General features: G+C 59.4%; 16 protein-coding genes and 1 pseudogene. 13 read left to right on the top strand and 4 right to left on the bottom strand.

Annotation, left to right across the window (positions count from 1 at the left end; genetic code table 11):
* The first annotated feature begins 196 nt into the window (after positions 1 to 196).
* The 4 genes from GVN17_RS21060 (at position 197) to GVN17_RS21045 (ending at position 4556) form a co-directional block, all read left to right on the top strand.
* Positions 197 to 1219 (top strand): Glu/Leu/Phe/Val dehydrogenase, encoded by a 1023-nt coding sequence (locus GVN17_RS21060; protein WP_166597181.1) that lies wholly within the window; start codon positions 197 to 199, stop codon positions 1217 to 1219.
* A gap of 105 nt (positions 1220 to 1324) precedes the next feature.
* Positions 1325 to 2425, top strand: coding sequence for a pyruvate dehydrogenase (acetyl-transferring) E1 component subunit alpha (pdhA, locus tag GVN17_RS21055; protein WP_166597180.1), 1101 nt, complete (start codon positions 1325 to 1327; stop codon positions 2423 to 2425).
* Positions 2415 to 3431 (top strand): alpha-ketoacid dehydrogenase subunit beta, encoded by a 1017-nt coding sequence (locus tag GVN17_RS21050; protein WP_166597179.1) that lies wholly within the window; start codon positions 2415 to 2417, stop codon positions 3429 to 3431. Before pdhA ends, GVN17_RS21050 begins: the two co-directional genes overlap by 11 nt.
* 18 nt (positions 3432 to 3449) lie before the next feature.
* On the top strand, positions 3450 to 4556 hold the full coding sequence (locus tag GVN17_RS21045; RefSeq protein WP_166597178.1) for a dihydrolipoamide acetyltransferase family protein: 1107 nt from the start codon (positions 3450 to 3452) through the stop codon (positions 4554 to 4556).
* A gap of 35 nt (positions 4557 to 4591) precedes the next feature.
* Here GVN17_RS21045 and GVN17_RS21040 read toward each other — a convergent pair whose 3' ends face one another.
* Positions 4592 to 4864 (bottom strand): YebG family protein, encoded by a 273-nt coding sequence (locus GVN17_RS21040; RefSeq protein ID WP_166597177.1) that lies wholly within the window; start codon positions 4862 to 4864, stop codon positions 4592 to 4594.
* A 316-nt stretch (positions 4865 to 5180) separates the two neighbouring features.
* Between GVN17_RS21040 and GVN17_RS21035 the strand changes: the two genes are divergently transcribed.
* Together GVN17_RS21035 and GVN17_RS21030 are read left to right on the top strand one after the other, a co-directional pair.
* Complete coding sequence (locus GVN17_RS21035) at positions 5181 to 5618, top strand: phosphate-starvation-inducible protein PsiE (protein ID WP_166597176.1); 438 nt, start codon at positions 5181 to 5183, stop codon at positions 5616 to 5618.
* 107 nt (positions 5619 to 5725) lie between these two features.
* Positions 5726 to 6247, top strand: coding sequence for a GNAT family N-acetyltransferase (locus GVN17_RS21030; RefSeq protein WP_166597175.1), 522 nt, complete (start codon positions 5726 to 5728; stop codon positions 6245 to 6247).
* A gap of 42 nt (positions 6248 to 6289) precedes the next feature.
* Here GVN17_RS21030 and GVN17_RS21025 read toward each other — a convergent pair whose 3' ends face one another.
* Positions 6290 to 7837 (bottom strand): glycosyltransferase family 61 protein, encoded by a 1548-nt coding sequence (locus GVN17_RS21025; protein WP_166597174.1) that lies wholly within the window; start codon positions 7835 to 7837, stop codon positions 6290 to 6292.
* A 155-nt stretch (positions 7838 to 7992) separates the two neighbouring features.
* Here GVN17_RS21025 and GVN17_RS29740 point away from each other — a divergent pair.
* A pseudogene (locus GVN17_RS29740) lies at positions 7993 to 8109 on the top strand (sugar-binding transcriptional regulator); the annotation flags it as partial.
* Between the two features lie 63 nt (positions 8110 to 8172).
* Here the strand turns inward: GVN17_RS29740 and GVN17_RS21015 are convergent.
* Entirely contained in the window at positions 8173 to 8502 is a 330-nt protein-coding gene (locus GVN17_RS21015) for a DUF3509 domain-containing protein (protein ID WP_166597173.1), read from the bottom strand.
* A gap of 552 nt (positions 8503 to 9054) precedes the next feature.
* Positions 9055 to 9474, bottom strand: coding sequence for an HPF/RaiA family ribosome-associated protein (locus tag GVN17_RS21010; RefSeq protein ID WP_166597172.1), 420 nt, complete (start codon positions 9472 to 9474; stop codon positions 9055 to 9057).
* Positions 9475 to 9992: 518 nt separating this feature from the next.
* On the opposite strand from GVN17_RS21010, the gene GVN17_RS21005 reads away from it, so the two are divergent.
* From GVN17_RS21005 to GVN17_RS20980, 6 genes are all read left to right on the top strand, one after another.
* Complete coding sequence (locus GVN17_RS21005; protein ID WP_166597286.1) at positions 9993 to 10337, top strand: DUF3649 domain-containing protein; 345 nt, start codon at positions 9993 to 9995, stop codon at positions 10335 to 10337.
* Entirely contained in the window at positions 10334 to 11920 is a 1587-nt protein-coding gene (locus tag GVN17_RS21000) for a PepSY-associated TM helix domain-containing protein (protein ID WP_166597171.1), read from the top strand. Before GVN17_RS21005 ends, GVN17_RS21000 begins: the two co-directional genes overlap by 4 nt.
* On the top strand, positions 11920 to 12252 hold the full coding sequence (locus GVN17_RS20995) for a DUF3325 domain-containing protein (RefSeq protein WP_166597170.1): 333 nt from the start codon (positions 11920 to 11922) through the stop codon (positions 12250 to 12252). Before GVN17_RS21000 ends, GVN17_RS20995 begins: the two co-directional genes overlap by 1 nt.
* Positions 12253 to 12259: 7 nt before the next feature.
* A complete protein-coding gene (locus GVN17_RS20990; RefSeq protein WP_166597169.1) occupies positions 12260 to 12868 on the top strand; it encodes an RNA polymerase sigma factor in 609 nt (202 codons plus the stop codon).
* Entirely contained in the window at positions 12865 to 13866 is a 1002-nt protein-coding gene (locus tag GVN17_RS20985) for a FecR family protein (protein ID WP_166597168.1), read from the top strand. The genes GVN17_RS20990 and GVN17_RS20985 overlap by 4 nt, the downstream gene beginning before the upstream one ends.
* Before the next feature lie 142 nt (positions 13867 to 14008).
* A complete protein-coding gene (locus tag GVN17_RS20980) occupies positions 14009 to 16402 on the top strand; it encodes a TonB-dependent receptor (protein ID WP_166597167.1) in 2394 nt (797 codons plus the stop codon).
* The last annotated feature ends 145 nt before the right edge of the window (positions 16403 to 16547 follow it).

Below are 16547 nucleotides of genomic sequence, written 5' to 3'. Positions count from 1 at the left end.
GACTTCTCCGACCGGACCAGGCGTCTGAAATGCTGTTCCGGGAAGCTTTGTTTTAGCCCCCCGCGTGGGGGTTCGTCCAGTGCCGAAGACCGATTGGCGGCTTCATGTCGGCAAGTTGTCAGGATGTTTCCGTGGCTGCCGCCGTTTTTTCAGCGAACGCCTATACTCGCAGTACAAAAAAACGGGAGCACTGCCGATGTTCGCTCTCATGCAAAATTCACGCATTCAATCGCTACACATGGTCGTCGATCCACAGACCTGCCTTAAAGCCGTGGTGGCGATTCACAGCAGCCGCAAGGGCCCGGCCCTCGGTGGCTGTCGCTACCTGTCCTATCCAAATGAAGACAGCGCCATCGAAGACGCCATTCAATTGGCGAGAAACATGAGCTACAAGGCCGTGCTCGCGGGCCTGTCGCTGGGCGGCGGAACGGCGGTCATTTTGCGGCCCGCTCATGTGCCGGACCGCGCCGCGCTGTTCGAGGCCTTTGGCCGATTCGTTCAGACACTGGACGGCCGCTACATCACGGCCATCGACAGCGGCACGTCCAAAGAAGACATGGACTGCATCGCGCAATACACCCAGCACGTCACCACGACTACGAAATCCGGCGACCCTACGGCTTACACGGCGTTGGGCTTGTATGCAGGCATTCGCACCACGGCCATGGCCCGGTTGGGGAGTGACAATCTGGAAGGGCTGCGCGTCGCGATTCAGGGGCTGGGGCACGTGGGATGGGCGTTGGCCGAGCAGCTCCACGCGGCGGGTGCCGAGCTGCTGGTCGCTGATCTGGACAGCGGAAAGGTGCAGTTGGCGATGGAGCAAATGGGCGCCAAGCCGATTGCCATCGAAGCGCTGCTTAGCACGCCTTGCGACATTCTTGCGCCCTGCGGCCTGGGCGGTGTGCTGAACAGCCACAGCGTCACCAAGCTGCGTTGCGCCGCGGTGGCCGGGGGCGCCAACAACCAACTCAGTTGCGCGGCCATCGCCGATCAGCTCGAATCCCGAGGCATCCTCTACGCGCCCGATTACGTGATCAATTCCGGCGGCCTTATCTACATCGCGCTGCAACATCAGGGAGAAAGCCACAACACCATCACCGCACATCTGTCCCAGATAGGAACACGGCTGACTGAAGTATTTGCCCATGCCCAGGCCGAGAAGCGCTCACCCGCGCGGGTGGCCGATGCATTGGCAGAACGCCTGTTGAACCTTGAGTAGACGCCTTACCGGCATCGCTCAATCAAGGCTCGCCACCATAAGTGGCGAGTTGAGACCACCACGCGCACGCGCTGTGCTACATGCCGCGCGTGCCAGGAGTGTGCAATGTCCCATAACAAGATCGATCTTGCGTACACCCGTTATCTGTCCCCCGACGGTCGCCTGACCGGACAACTTCCCCCTTGGGCCGATGACTTCAACCTGCTGACCCGCCTTTATCGACAAATGGTCCTGACCCGGCTTTTCGATCAGAAAGCTGTCGCGTTGCAGCGCACCGGTCGCATCGGCACCTATGCCCCAACGCTTGGCCAAGAAGCGATTGGTGTCGCGATTGGCAGCCTGATGAAGCCGGAAGACGTGCTGATTCCCTATTACCGGGACACGGCCGTGCAACTGATGCGCGGCGTGCGCATGGAAGAAATTCTGCTGTATTGGGGCGGTGACGAGCGTGGCAGCGATTACGCAGAGCCTGCTGTCGCCCAGGACTTCCCGCTTTGCGTGCCCATTGCGACTCAAGCGTTGCACGCGTGCGGGGTAGCCAGTGCGTTCAAAATTCGTGGCGAACACAGGGTGGCCGTGACCACCTGCGGCGACGGCGCTACCAGCAAAGGCGATTTCCTTGAAGCGTTGAACGTCGCCGGCGCGTGGCAGTTGCCGGTGGTGTTCGTGATCAACAACAACCAATGGGCCATTTCGGTGCCCCGGCGTATTCAGTGTGGCGCGCCAACCTTGGCGCAGAAGGCCATTGGCGCGGGATTTCAGGGTGAGCAAGTCGACGGCAATGACATTCTCGCGGTGTATGACCGCATGCAGATCGCGCTGGAGCGAGCGCGCAAGGGCAAAGGCCCGGTGCTGCTGGAGTGCCTGAGTTATCGGCTGGGCGACCACACCACCGCCGACGACGCTACGCGCTATCGGCCGGCCGATGAAGTAAAACAGGCATGGCAGGAAGAGCCGATCAAACGCCTGCAATCGTTCATGGCCAGTCAGGGCGTGTGGGATGAAGGCCGCGAACAGGCGCTCATCACCGAATGCCAAGGGTTGGTGCAGCGCTCCGTGGAGAACTTCGAACGCGCTGGCAATCAGGCTCCAGAATCCGCGATCGATCACGTTTACGCGAAATGGCCGCTGCCGCTGGCGGATCAGCGCGAGTGGTTCCTCGAACGCGTGGCCCGTCGCAATGGAGGTGCCGATCATGGCGAATGATCAGTCTTCAGACAAACTCCCTACAGGCAAGAAAGTCAGCCTGCTGGAAGCCGTTAATCTGGCGATGCACCGAGCCATGGGCGAGGACGACAACGTCGTGGTGCTGGGCGAAGACGTCGGCGTCAACGGCGGGGTGTTTCGCGCCACACAAGGGCTGCGCGACACGTTCGGCTTCAAGCGCGTGATCGACTCGCCACTGGCGGAAACCATGCTCGGCGGCCTGGTCGTTGGCATGGCGGCACAAGGGCTGAAACCGGTCGTCGAGATTCAGTTTCTCGGCTTCATCTATGCCGCCATGGAACATCTGGTGTCACACGCCTCCCGCATGCGCAATCGCACACGGGGTCGCCTGAGCTGCCCAATGGTGTTGCGTTCGCCCATGGGCGCGGGGATTCGCGCACCGGAACACCACAGCGAAAGCACCGAAGCGATCTTCGCTCATGTGCCGGGGCTGCGCGTGGTCATTCCCTCATCACCTGCGCGAGCCTATGGGTTGTTGCTCGCGGCCATCGACGACCCGGACCCGGTGATCTTTCTCGAACCGACGCGCCTCTATCGCATGAACCCGCAACCCCTCATCGACGACGGGAAACGTCTGCCGCTGGACACCTGTTTCACCTTGCGAGAAGGCAGCGACATCACCCTCATCAGTTGGGGCGCCAGTGTTCACGAAACGTTGCAGGCCGCGAGCGCGCTGGCCGAAAAGGGCGTATCAGCCGAGGTGATTGACGTCGCCTGCGTCAAACCGCTCGACCTCGACACCCTGGAAGCCTCGGTGCGCAAGACCGGCCGCTGCGTGATCGTTCACGAAGCGCCGCGTTCCGGTGGGCTGGGCGGGGACATCGCGGCGAGCCTTTATGAACGGGTGTTTCTGGATCTGCAGGCGCCGATTCAGCGGGTCACTGCGCCGGACATCCCGCCGCCGCTGTACCGGTTGGAGCAGCTCTACATCCCCAGCGTCGAAGACATTCTTCACGCCTGTGACAGCGCCCTGACATTCGCCTGATGGCCGAGGAGGCTTGCGATGAAATATTTCAAACTGCCCGATCTGGGCGAAGGCTTGCAGGAAGCGGAAATCGTCGAATGGCACGTCAAGGCGGGTGATGCGGTCAAGGCTGACCAACGGATGGTGTCCGTGGAAACCGCCAAGGCCATCGTTGATATTCCTGCCCCCTATGACGGAGTCGTGGCGAAAGTGTACGGCGGCGATGGCGACATCTTGCACGTGGGTGAACCGCTGATGGCGTTCGAAGGCGAGGGCGATGCGGGTACGGTCGTCGGGCGTCTCGAAGGGGGCGGCAACAGTCAGGATGATCAGTTCTTTGTCGGTGCGGCGCCCTCGACCCGCGAGCATCTGTCGACACGCGCCACACCCGCCGTTCGACAATTGGCGCGTCAACGGGGTGTCGATCTCAACGCGCTGAGCGGTTCGGGCAGTGAAGGCCTGATCACCCGCGCGGATGTGGAAGGCGCTTCTCAGGCCGAGCGCGACAAGTTTGGCGGCGAGAAGCTGCGAGGCGTACGCAGGAGCATGGCACTGAACATGGCCAAGTCCCACGCGGAAGTGGTGCCCGTCACGATCTTCGGCGATGCCGATCTTTACCGATGGGGCGCGGCGCGCGATCCGCTGATTCGCATCGGCAAGGCGATGGCAGCGGCGTGCAAGGTCGAGCCTGTGCTGAACAGCTGGTTCGACGGCAAGTCGCTGTCGATCAAGCACCACGACACCCTCGATCTGGGGATCGCGGTGGATACGCCGGATGGCTTGTTCGTGCCGGTGCTCCGCGATGTCGGCAATCGCGAGTCGGCCGATTTGAAGGAAGGGATGAATCGTTTGCGCGTCGACGTGAAAGCCCGCTCGATTCCACCTCGGGAAATGATGGGCGCCACGATCACCTTGTCCAACTTCGGCACCTTGTTCGGGCGCTACGCCAACCCGGTAGTCGTACCGCCACAAGTGGCGATCATCGGCGCGGGGGGCATTCGGGAAGAACCGGTGGCCATGAACGGCGAAGTCGTCATTCATCCGATCCTGCCCCTGTCACTGACCTTTGATCATAGAGCCGTAACGGGAGGCGAGGCGGCGAGGTTTTTCAAGGCGCTGGTCGAGGCGCTCGAACAGCCGGAGTGATGAACACGCTGGCTGTCGTTTCGAGTGTGGACGAATCAGCTTTCGCTGTCGGCTTCGCCAGGACTGGAGAGCTCGTTCAGCGCGGTGGCGTTGTTCTTGAACGCCGCCGCGAAAACGGCGCGGTTTTTCGCCATGTAAATGCTCGCATCTTCGGCATGCTTCTCTGACAAGCCCGGTACGTTTTTCATCAGCACGTCGGTGAGGAGCTCGGCCAGCTCAAGCATTTGATCATGCGCATCGGCGAGTTTGCGGTCCACGAACGTAGTCTCCAAATCGCGGGTACTGCGGTAAAGGGTTTCAACAGCCATTTTGGCCTCGTCGTCATGTCCAGTGTGGTGAGGTTGGCCCCGCGCTCGGCGGCATCAATGGCCAACGGTAAGCTCATCGCAATTACTGTTTATTTATACAGTGCGCAGCATAAGGCAATCGTTACGATCTGGATAGTGGCAATTCACGCGCATTTAGAGCGCCAACCCGCTGCCTTGCGACAACCGGTCGCGTTCACAACCATAGCCGATGGCCTCTTTAATGCACGGCAATCCCAAGATTCGTCGGGAATTGAGTGTGGGCGTAGCAGTGCTTGAACATTTTTGCCGGTTTGGCGAGCGATAGGGAGTAAAACGCATGAAATGGGCAGATCGGATGCGCATCAGGCTCCATGCCGGGGCGAACAGCCTGGGCAATCTCGGGGTGGAATTATTTCATTACCTTGCGCTGTTCGGGATTGGTGCAATTACGGTCTACGCGGGCATCACCGCGTTTATTGAAATGCTTCATCAAGACACGATTAGCGTCGACGACATTCTGCTGCTGTTCATCTACCTCGAATTGTTGGCGATGAGCGGCATCTACTTTCGCACCAACCACATGCCGCTCAGGTTTTTGCTTTACATCGGTGTAACGGCATTGATTCGTTTGCTGATCAGTGATGTGTCGCATCACAAATCGCCCGATGAAGGCATTCTTTATTTGACGGGCGGTGTGGTGCTTCTTTCGGTGTCCATTCTGGTGGTCCGGTACGCTTCTGCCCGGTTTCCCTCGGTGAAAGAAAAAGCCGAGTGACGAGATTCAACGCGTCCGAGGGGCTTCCTGGCGGGTTGTGCAGGCGCTGGACGTCAAGGTAGGCTTTCGGGCATCAGGTGCACAACGAAATACAGCAGAGGCGATAAATGGAGTTATCTTCGAAATCAATTCGGCTTCGACTGATAGAGGAATCGGACGCGGCGCTTATTCTCACCTTACGTCTGGACCCGCGATACAACACGTTTTTATCTGCTGTGGTTGCCGACGTCGCCGCTCAAAAGAAATGGATATCCCACTACAAAGAGGATGAAGCCAAAGGCGCTCAGTATTACTTCATCATCGAAAGGCTCGACGGGACGCCCTGTGGCACCGTCAGGGTTTACGATATGAGAGAGGATTCTTTCTGTTGGGGAAGCTGGATACTCAACGAAAACAAAACCCGTTATTCCGCCCTGGAAAGCGCGTTTCTGGTGTACACGTTCGGCTTTGAGCACCTCGGCTTTAACAAATGTCACTTCGATGTCAGAAAAGGAAATACCAAGGTCATTTCCTTCCATGAAAAAATGGGCGCCTATCGCACTGGCGAAGATGATGTGGATATTTTCTTCGAGATCACGCCCGATGCCGTGGCGGCGGCCCGAGACCATCTCGCGGGCAAGATTGCGTAGTCGAGGTCGGCGGACTTTGGCGAGCCGACCACGTTCGGATGATCAGACGGGGTTGCTTGTCTTTGAGGCGACCCACTCATGGATGGGTTTTAAATCGAGGGTGTAGTCGTGAAAGTAGAGCGCCCGTGAATTTGAAGTGCCTGCGGGGTACAGGATGTAATCCATCTCGACGCCGTTGATGTCTGCGATATTGGAAAAACAGGCCGTCTCGCCAAACTCCATCGGCATCCAGCACAACGCGCGGGTGCCTGGCGATGCGAATATCAAGTTAGTCCACGCAGCGCCTGTAGGGCCCATGATCAATTCGGCATTGGCGATCACAGAAATCTGATCGGCGATGTCAAGGTCGTCCATGTAGACGGGCTGGAAGCCATAGGGCTCAAGTAACGTTATCAACTCCCGCTGATTGTATTTGCGCAGGTAATCCTTACGGGCCAGCAAAATGCGAGTCGGCATTTTCCTGAGCGAGTGGCTGCTCGTGAGATGGGTGATGGTCTGGCGTAGGAAATGGATGGACTCTGGCCTGGCGAAGCTGTTCTCCGCACACCCTACAACGGGGCCTCTGTAGTTGGGGACGAGATTGACAGCGGCGCTGATCATCAACAGATCGTCTACGTCGTAAGCGGTCATCGATTTCAGGAAAACGATGTCATGCCCCTTGGTAAGTCCATCCAGCATGAACCGTATCGCGGGTATTTTCTGGCTGCGTTCCGAGATCAGCAATGGGTAGTTTGAAAACGGCTGCGGTAATTCACGGATGAACTGTAATTGGGTCAGGGTCTCAGCCACCCAATGGTAGTAGTTAAGCTCGTTGACCCCGTTGATGATAATGCCTTTGGGAATGTGTTCGGCTGACTCACTCGGGCGAACCAGCGCTAGGTGTTCACCGTGATAGATCACAGGCCCCGCGCAATAATCTGCGGTGGGCGTAGCCGTTGTAGTCACACGTTCCATGACCAAGAGGCCGTCAGGCAGTTGCACTGATCGTGAGGTGGAATACACGGTGGCTTTGTTGAACCGGTAGAGGGAAACCTCGGGAATCAACAGGCGTTTAGGCGGTGTATGAACCCCGAGTACTCTGGGCGGTTGTACAGAGCCCTGCATCGGCTCCCTGAAACGGTGCACTCGATAGGCCTCGCAGGTGTCTAGCCAAGCGAGATTCATGCGCTTGATCCCCGATGCTTTTCCGAAAATGAAGGGGAAAATAGCGTCTGAGAGCACATCTCTTTTCTTGCACAGTCGATCGTAGAGGGCGAATAAAAATGTTTGCTTGATGCGCTTGAACCACGGGATGGCGGCACCCGCATGAAAAATACTGATGATGTTGTCATCAATGTTCAGCGATGACACCAGCTGTTCATGTATTTCCAGATAGTAATCGCTTGCGATCAGTATTTTGTCATAGCGTAAATGAGGCAGTTCGGCGGGTGCGAATATCTTTGTTCCAAACAGGCGTTTTCCCTGCTTTTGCTTGTCGTTGTCCAGAAAACCCACGATGTTGTAACGGCCACTGTTTTGTCGATAACAGTTGATGCCCCCTGCGCCAGTGCCAAAGACTAAAACACGCGTTTTTCTAGACCATCGTTTCATTCGTTGTACATGCTTTTAATGGTGTGTGTTGAGGCTGTTGAGTTGTCAGGGTTTCGTCGTTTATCGGCGCTTCGGCTGTGCGTTGGAAACACCAGAATGGTAGTGGTTGACGTATTAAGGTGCAATCCGGGATTGACAGGCTAATGCATACCAAGGCGGCGACGTTGGGGGCGTTGCGGTCTGGTGTGATCAATACGCTGGCGACAACGGTCACCAATGCGCACACGATCCTGGCGCTGGACGATGCGACGCGCAAAGCGTCAGTCGAATGAAGTGAGAGGCCGCGAAGCGGGAGGCGACAGTGGAATCGCCTCCGTCAGGTTCGCGTCATGGTGTCAGATACCCACGTTCAATTGAGGCCGGTTGTGAAAGTTGTTGCGCGCTGGTGGTGGCGTCAATTGCTTGAGGTCGCCATCGGTCATGGCGGCAAGAATCTTGATGGCGCTGTGGCCTTGTTCGATGGCGATGCCGAATTGCACGCTCTCGATCAGGCGACGCAGGCGCTTGGGCGAATTGCGCTGTTCAGCGCTGATCAATCGTTTGGCGACCACGCCTGACTCATTGGAAAGCGTCAGCATGATGGTGCCGTCGAGGCCCTGGATGCTCAGGTTGACCCGGTAGTCTGGGTGAAATGCATCGGTGATCTGTTGAAAAGGATTGTCCATGGGCTGCTACCTGATTATCGATCTGCATAAGTTGACTTGGGGTTAGTCCCTTTAGTTCTCGACGCTGGATCAACGGTGAGTCGAAACGGCATCTGGGTTGGCGAGTCAGCTGCCCGTCGAGCCAGAAAGGGCGGGGCTTGCAGAGGTGAAGGCTCGACGATTCGATACTTGCAGGGTTCGGGCCATTCAGGACGAACGGCGCTTTCAGGCGGGCCATGAATCGCTTTCAGCGATCAAACCGTGAAGGGATTAACCTTTTCGAATGAACACTTAAGTAATAGCCATCTGCTGCTTTGGTTGTCTCCAAGCACCATTAGCGCGCTCGGCGCCTGCTTTGTGTGCGCGTTGTCAGTCGCTGGGCGAAGACCTGTGGGAGCGAATTCATTCGCGATGCGGTGGTACAGCCGATAGGAATCTGTCGAAGGTACGGGCCAATCGCGAATGAATTCGCGCCCACAGATTGAGTTCGTCGAACGTGTTGAGCGGGGCACAAAAAAGGGCGGGACTGTTTTCGCAGGCCCGCCCCTTGTGTCCTCTTTTCAAGCCGCCGGTTTAACCGTGCAAGGCCTCATCTTTCTCCAGAAATTCTTCCTGCAGCAGGGCATCCGGGTTTTCCGAATCGCCGCCTCGGGCACTGTCGATGGACGTCACACCTCCGCGCTTGCTGCGCAACTTGCCGAACAGGTGTTCCAGCGCGTGATCGAGCTTCACGGCGGCACCGTCCACGGCCAGATCCAGAGAATCAGCCTTGTGGGTCACGGAAATGGGTTGGTGTCCTTTTGGCCGGGCTTCCATCTGGCAGCGGATGTCATGCGGGCCGGGTTTGTCGCCGTTCTCGTCGCGGATATGGACTTCGATACGGGTCAGGTCTTCTTCGTAGCGGTCGAGCGTGCTTTCAACGGTGGTTCGTACCCACTCCTCCAGTCGGATGCTGCTTTCGATGTGGTTATCGCTGTTGACCTGGATTTGCATAGTTCTTCCCTTACTTTGGCTTGCTCGGGAGAGTCTCGACGAAGGTGAATTTTCGTCTGCCCTCACTCACAGTGTTGGCGCCGAACGGAAAACAATTCAACCCCCAAAACGAAAGAAATATTTCATCGCAGAAATGGTTTTGCAGTTGGGCGGAAAGTGCGTCAGGAGCGCGGAACGTCCCGTGTTTTCGCGGGTCGTGCCGATAAAAGGTCTCACGAGCAGCGGTTGGATTCGCCGGATGATAAGTCAGTTCAAGCAACGAACAGGTCGGCATCGGACGCGAAATAACGTGGAACGTTGATTCAGAGCAAGGCTTTGGCTGTCGGTCAAAACCATCAAAAAAGCGCCTTTTTTTAGAGTTCTTTGCACATGAGAATATTTATCATTAATATTGCGTTCTTTTGAGCGCGCCGGGTGAATCAGGCCTGTGCGTCGCTTGGTTTCAGGATGATCCGGCTCATGTCGATTGCTTCAACGACCCCCTCCATTCCCGACCCATGCATCGCAGCGCCCCTGTGATGGAGGCGATGTCGGTGACTGCGCCCGCGCCTGGAAAAAGGCCGAAAAAAAACCGTTCAGGTGGGGTATCGCTGAAAGGAAGGCTGGCGGTGGCTTCTCGCGTGGTCGCGGCTTTGGTCGGCGGCTACCTGGTGACGGCGTTGTCGAGCGTTTGTCTGGCGCAGTTTCTACCGCTGGCTCGCGCCGAGGCTGTGGTGCTGGCGATGACCCTTTCGTTTTTGGTGTACCTGATCGCGGTGCTCTGGTGTTTTGCCTGTCGCTCGGCGTGGCGCGCCTGGTTCGGATTACTGCTGCCGAGTGCGGTCCTGGGGGCGATGTACGCCAGTGCGCGGTGGCTGTTGTGAAAGAGGGCTTTCGTCAGGCGATGGCCTGGTTGCACACCTGGGCGGGGTTGCTGTTCGGTTGGCTGCTGTTCGCGATTTTCCTGACCGGCACGCTGTCCTACTTCAAGAACGAAATCACCCAGTGGACCCAGCCGGAAATCGTGCCTCATGAGGTGACGGCGGCGGATGGCGTCGCCCGCGCACAGGCGTGGCTGCAACTTAATGCGGCGGGTGCGAAACGCTGGTTCATTACCTTACCGGACGAACGCACGCCGGAGCTGAGCGTCAGTTGGAGCGATTCCAACGATCGCTATACGGAACGATCCCTGGACGCCCTGAGCGGCGTGCCGGTGCAGGCCCGTGAAAGCATGGGCGGCGAGTTTTTCTACCGTTTCCATTATCAGTTGCAGATGCCCTATCCGTGGGGCCGATGGTTGGCGTCGCTGGCCGCGATGGTGATGTTCGTCGCATTGATCAGCGGCATCGTCACCCACAAGAAAATCTTCAAGGAGTTCTTCACCTTTCGTCCGCGCAAGGGCCAGCGCACCTGGCTCGACGGCCATAACGCGGTTGCGGTGCTGGTGCTGCCGTTCCACCTGATGATCACCTACAGCAGCCTGGTGATTTTCATGACGATGATCATGCCGGTGAGCATTCTGACGACTTACGGCAAGGACACGCAGGCGTTTTTCAACGAGCTGTTTCCGGCCTACAAAAACACCCCGGCAGCGACCGAAAAGACGCCGATGGCCGCCATTGCGCCGATGTTCGAGATTGCCGCCGACAAATGGCCCGGCAGTCGCGTCGGCATGATCACGGTGAACAATCCGGGCAGCGCCAATGCGTCGGTGACGCTGACCCGTCACGTCGCAGATCACATTCCCCATGAGCCTGCGACCACGCTGGTGTTCGATGGCGTGAGCGGCGCGCTGATCGACCAGAGCACGATGAGCGCGGCGTCGCTGATGTTGGCGGGCGGCCTTTATGGGCTGCACATGGGGCATTTCGCAGGGCCGTTGCTGCGCTGGCTGTATTTCCTGGCGGGCATCGGTGGCACGGCCATGATTGGCTCTGGGTTGGTGATCTGGCTCGGCAAACGCAAGCTCAAGCACGCCAAGGCCAGTGTGATGCCCTTCGGTCTGAGGCTCGTGGAAATGCTGAATGTCGCCAGCATGTCGGGGCTGATGCTGGCGGTGGTGAGTTTCTTCTGGGCAAACCGACTGCTCCCCGTGAGCCTTGCCGGGCGTAGCGACTGGGAAGTGAAGGTGTTCTTCTACGTCTGGGGCGCCGCCCTGTTGCACGCTTTTTTGCGCGTGTTTTTTCGCGACGGCCGCAGTGCGTGGCGTGAGCAACTGGGACTGGGTGCGGCGTTGTATTGCGCCCTGCCGCTGTTGGACATGGCGACAGCGGGCGGTTATCTGCTGGCCTCGCTGAAACAGGGACACATGACCCTGGCCGCACTGGATCTGACGGCGCTGGTGGCGGGGGTTTTTCTGGCGTGGGGCGCCTACAGGTTCCGACGTGGCGCCAAACCCGTCATCGCGAACACGCCGCTCCCTGCGGTTTCCGGTCGTGAACCACGCACGGTCCGGGAGGCCAACTGATGTTCCTCGCGACCTTGCTCTGCTACCTCGGTTTCACGTCGCTGTGCCTGTCCATGAGCCGCCACTACGAGGACCTCGTCGGCGGTGTGCTGTCTCAGACCCGGAGCAGGGGATTGAAGCTGTTCGGCTGGGGCGCCTTGCTGGTGTCGCTGTGGGTGGCGCTGGTTTCAACCAGCATCGGCCAGGCCTTGGTGCAATGGTTCGCCGCGTTGATGAGCAGCGCATTTTTACTGATTTTCGTGATGTCTTACTGGCCAAGGCTGGCCTTGTCGTTGGCGGGGATCGGAGCGTTGCTGGCTCCGGTGGCCGCTTGCCTTCAACTGCTGGCCTGAGCCCGACATGATCGACCTCACCCCACCGACGCCTGATGCGTCCTCACCCGATGGTGATCCGGACGCGCCCAAGGCCGCCCGTGCGCATTTCCTCAAAGTGTTCCTGTCCCAGCGTCCACAGATGGAGGCGCTGGTGAACCGACGCGTCGGTTGTCGGGCGACGGCCGCGGACCTGGTGCAGGATTTGTTTTTGCGCTTCTGGCGGCGGCCGTTGGTGCAGGTCGAAGAACTCAACACGTACTTGCTCCGTTGCGCGGGCAACATCGCCATTGATCATCTGCGCAACGAAGGCGCCCGGGCACGGCTCAATGAAGGGCTGATGCCTGACGCACCAACGCTGCACACCGACGAACCTCAAGCGGCGCTGGAAGCCAGCAACGACTTGCGTCACATCGAAGCGGCCCTGCGCGGGCTGCCGGAGAAGACGCGGCAGATCTTTCTGCTCAACCGCATCCACGGGCGTAAATACGGCGAGATCGCCAAGGCCGTGGGGCTTTCGCAAAGCGCGGTGGAAAAACATATGATGCGCGCCTTGCAAGCCTGCAAGGCGAGTCTGGATCAGGACGGTGCGCGGGTCATTCCCCTGCGTGCGAAGTCCGAGGACGCTCGTCGATGAAAGCGTCTCTGGATTCCACTCTGATGATCACCCCCGAACAACACGATGCCGCGTTGAGCTGGCTGAGCCTGCTGCACGACGCGCCGAGCGCGGCGGATCAGGTGCGCTTCAGCCAGTGGTTGCAAGCCGATCCTGCTCACGCCGAGGCGTACGCCCAGGCGCAAGTGATGTGGGAAATGAGCGAGGAGCCGGCGGCGAAGCTCGCCCTAGAGGACTCTGTCGCGCTGCAAGCCTTGCTCGCGGCAATGGACGCACCGGTTTCCCGAAGGCGTTCGTTGCCGCGATGGAGCGTCGGGCTGGCGATGGCGGCGTGTCTGGTGATGATGGTCGGCGTTGGGCTGGGGTGGCAGCCGCAGCGTTGGCTGGATGATGTCGGCGCGGATTACGTGTCGGCACCGGGCCAGGTCCGCACGGTGACGCTGGTCGATGAGTCGCAGGTGACACTCGACGCTGACAGCGCGATCGCCGTGCATTTCGCCAAAGGCGAACGCCACGTGCAGCTGCGTCGCGGGGCGGCGTTCTTTCAGGTGACGCACACCGGCGAGCCATTTGTGGTTGATGGCGGGCGCGGCGAAACCCGCGTGCTCGGCACTCAGTTTGAAGTGCGTTTGCAGCCCCATGGGGCGCAGGTCACGGTGTTGTCAGGGCGCGTGGGGGTGAAGGCTGGCGCCGACCTGCCGCAGCAGATTCTCACGGCGGGGCAGCAAGTCAGTTATGACCAGACCCGCACCACCGACTTTCGAACTGTCGACAGCGACAACCAACTGGCGTGGCGTCAGGGCTGGCTCAATTACTACCGCACCCCCCTTGCCGATGTGATCAACGACCTGAGCCGCTACTACCCCGGCCGCATCGTTGTGCTGAACGATCGACTGGCTGCGAAAACCGTCAGCGGCAGCTTCCCCAGCAAAGACCCGGTGGCGGTATTGGCGGCGTTGAAATCCGTGGTGGGGTTCGAGCAATACGAAGCGTTTGGACGGGTGATCGTGATTCGCTGAGTGAGTCCGCAGCCGGGGTGTATCCCTGTGGGAGCGAATGCATTCGCGATGCGGTGGTACGGCCGCCCCATCTCTATGGTCTGCCCTATTTTTCGCGAATGAATTCGCTCCCACAAGAGAAAGTGCCAGTGCCCTACAAAGCATGCATATCAACAGGAGGCACATTGGGGTGAACGTCTGGCTCGGCCTATTCATCCTCACCGTCTGGACCTCATGCGTTCAGGCGGCGGAGCCTGCCTATGACTTTTCGATCCCTGCCAAACCCTTGCCCCAGGCCCTCAGCGATTTCAGTCGGGTTACCGGCCAAAGCGTCATTTACACCCAGGACACGCCTTACGCCATCGAAGCTCCGGCGCTGAACGGCTTGTTCAGCGCCGAACAGGCATTGCGGCAGTTGCTGAACGACTCCGGGCTGAATTTCCGCCGTGCGACCGACACCACGTTCACCCTCGAACCTGCCTCCCATGCCGGCGCAATCACTCTGGGCCTGACGCATATCGACTCGCGCCGCAATGCTGCTGAAAGCTATCAAGCGCCCGCCATCCTATCGGTGACGCGCACCTCGACGCCGCAGCTGGAAATCCCCCAAACCGTCAGCGTCGTGCCTGCCCAAGTCCTGCGCGATCAGGCGCCGCGCAACCTCGACGATGCGTTGACCAATATCAGCGGCGTGACCCAGGGCAACACCCTCGGCAGCACCCAGGACACCCTGATGAAACGCGGCTTCGGCGACAACCGTGACGGCTCGATTTTGCGCGACGGCATGCCGGTGGTGCAGGGACGCAGCCTCAACGCCACCGCCGACCGGGTCGAAGTGCTGAAGGGCCCGGCCTCGTTGCTGTACGGGATTCAGGACCCCGGCGGGGTGATCAACGTGGTCAGCAAACGTCCGGAATTGCAGTCGCGCCATGAACTGACTGCGCGCGGTTCAAGCTTCGGTTCAGGCAAGAATGGCAGCGGCGGCACGCTGGACAGCACCGGAGCGCTCGGTGATTCGAGCCTCGCGTATCGCATGATCATCGATCACGAAGATGAGGATTACTGGCGCAATTACGGTGTGCATCGCGAAACGCTGGTCGCGCCGTCGTTGGCCTGGTACGGCGAGAACACGCAATTGCTGGCCGCCTACGAGCATCGCGAATTTCTCTCGCCGTTCGACCGCGGCACGGCCATCGACCCACGCACCAACCGTCCGCTGGACATCCCCGCCACGCGGCGTCTGGACGAGCCGTTCAACAGCATGGAAGGGCGCTCGGACCTCTACCGCATCGAGGCCGATCATCAATTCGGCGACAGCTGGAAGGGCCATCTCGGCTACAGCTACAACCGCGAAACGTACGACGCCAGCCAAGTGCGGGTGACGGCCGTGAACCCGGACAACGGCACGCTGACCCGCTCGATGGACGGCACCGGCGATGCGTTGAGCACGGACCGGTTCACGACGCTGACGTTGAGCGGCGACGTCCGGATGGCTGGCATGCAGCACGACCTGCTGTTCGGCGCGGACGATGAATATCGCAAGATTTATCGCGGCGAGCTGATCCGGCAAACGAGCCGCACGACCTTCAGCTATGTGAATCCGGCGTATGGGCAAGAGCCAGAAGGAACGCAGGTCAGCGTCCCGGACAGCAATCAGGTGGACATCCTGCGCAGCGACTCGCTGTTCGCTCAGGATTCGGTACACCTGACCGATCAGTGGATTTTCGTCGCGGGGGCACGCTATCAACTGTTCGACCAGCAGGCCGGGAAGGGCACGCCGTTCAACCGCAACACCGACCTCAACGGCCAGAAATGGGTGCCCCGCGCCGGGTTGGTGTACCGCTACACCGACACGCTGTCGTTCTACGGCAGCTACACCGAATCGTTCAAACCCAACGCCAGCATTGCCCCATTGGCTGGGGGCACGGTGCTGGATTCGGCGACATTGCCGGAGCAGTCCAGGGCGTGGGAACTGGGCGCCAAATGGGACGTGGATGATCGCATCAGCGGGACGCTCGCACTGTTCGACATCCGCAAGCGCAACGTACTGGTGGCCAATTTCGATTCGCTGACCGCCAATACCGTGTACTCCACCGCAGGCGAAGTGCGCTCGCGGGGGGCCGAGCTGGACCTGAGCGGGCAACTGTCGGAGCGATGGAGCGTGATCGGCGGTTATGCGTTCACCGACGCGTGGGTGGTGGAAGACCCGACGTTGAAGGGCAATCGGTTGCAGAACGTGCCGAGGCACAGCGGCTCGCTGTCGGCGGTGTACGACGTCGGCAGCCTGATCGGCGGCGACCGTTTGAGAGTGGGGGCGGGCGCCCATTACGTCGGCGAACGCGCGGGCAATCCCGACAACGATTTCAACCTGCCGGGTTACACCGTCGCCGACGCCTTCGCGACTTACGAGACGAAGCTGGACGGGCAGAACGTGAGGTTTCAGCTCAACGTGAAAAACCTGTTCGACCGCACGTATTACAGCTCGGCGGTGAGCCGGTATTTCGTGTCGATGGGGGATTCGCGGCAAGTGATCGTGGCGACGACGCTGGAGTTTTGAGATTCAAGACCTGATCGCAGATTTCCCTTTGAGAGCGAATTCATTCGCGAAAAATAGGGCAGACGACAGAGCTGCGCCTGCTGCACCACTGCATCGCGAATGAATTCGCTCCCACAGGTGGATAGGGTCAGCCCGTGAGACCGGT

It is taken from the genome of Pseudomonas sp. SLFW (assembly GCF_009905615.1).
Lineage (GTDB): Bacteria > Pseudomonadota > Gammaproteobacteria > Pseudomonadales > Pseudomonadaceae > Aquipseudomonas > Aquipseudomonas bambusae.
Note: the sequence above shows the minus strand (reverse complement) of the source record. Positions and strands in the feature narration are given on the sequence as shown.

What these genes read in the sequence shown, in the direction of transcription:
- GVN17_RS21030 (WP_166597175.1), top strand. Translation starts at nt 5,726, where the DNA reads ATGGAGTTATCTTCGAAATCAATTCGGCTTCGACTGATAGAGGAATCG.
- GVN17_RS21050 (WP_166597179.1), top strand. Translation starts at nt 2,415, where the DNA reads ATGGCGAATGATCAGTCTTCAGACAAACTCCCTACAGGCAAGAAAGTC.
- GVN17_RS21045 (WP_166597178.1), top strand. Translation starts at nt 3,450, where the DNA reads ATGAAATATTTCAAACTGCCCGATCTGGGCGAAGGCTTGCAGGAAGCG.
- GVN17_RS21025 (WP_166597174.1), bottom strand. Translation starts at nt 7,837, where the DNA reads ATGAAACGATGGTCTAGAAAAACGCGTGTTTTAGTCTTTGGCACTGGC.
- pdhA (WP_166597180.1), top strand. Translation starts at nt 1,325, where the DNA reads ATGTCCCATAACAAGATCGATCTTGCGTACACCCGTTATCTGTCCCCC.
- GVN17_RS21035 (WP_166597176.1), top strand. Translation starts at nt 5,181, where the DNA reads ATGAAATGGGCAGATCGGATGCGCATCAGGCTCCATGCCGGGGCGAAC.
- GVN17_RS20995 (WP_166597170.1), top strand. Translation starts at nt 11,920, where the DNA reads ATGTTCCTCGCGACCTTGCTCTGCTACCTCGGTTTCACGTCGCTGTGC.
- GVN17_RS20985 (WP_166597168.1), top strand. Translation starts at nt 12,865, where the DNA reads ATGAAAGCGTCTCTGGATTCCACTCTGATGATCACCCCCGAACAACAC.
- GVN17_RS21040 (WP_166597177.1), bottom strand. Translation starts at nt 4,864, where the DNA reads ATGGCTGTTGAAACCCTTTACCGCAGTACCCGCGATTTGGAGACTACG.
- GVN17_RS21010 (WP_166597172.1), bottom strand. Translation starts at nt 9,474, where the DNA reads ATGCAAATCCAGGTCAACAGCGATAACCACATCGAAAGCAGCATCCGA.
- GVN17_RS21015 (WP_166597173.1), bottom strand. Translation starts at nt 8,502, where the DNA reads ATGGACAATCCTTTTCAACAGATCACCGATGCATTTCACCCAGACTAC.
- GVN17_RS20990 (WP_166597169.1), top strand. Translation starts at nt 12,260, where the DNA reads ATGATCGACCTCACCCCACCGACGCCTGATGCGTCCTCACCCGATGGT.
- GVN17_RS20980 (WP_166597167.1), top strand. Translation starts at nt 14,009, where the DNA reads ATGCATATCAACAGGAGGCACATTGGGGTGAACGTCTGGCTCGGCCTA.
- GVN17_RS21005 (WP_166597286.1), top strand. Translation starts at nt 9,993, where the DNA reads ATGGAGGCGATGTCGGTGACTGCGCCCGCGCCTGGAAAAAGGCCGAAA.
- GVN17_RS21060 (WP_166597181.1), top strand. Translation starts at nt 197, where the DNA reads ATGTTCGCTCTCATGCAAAATTCACGCATTCAATCGCTACACATGGTC.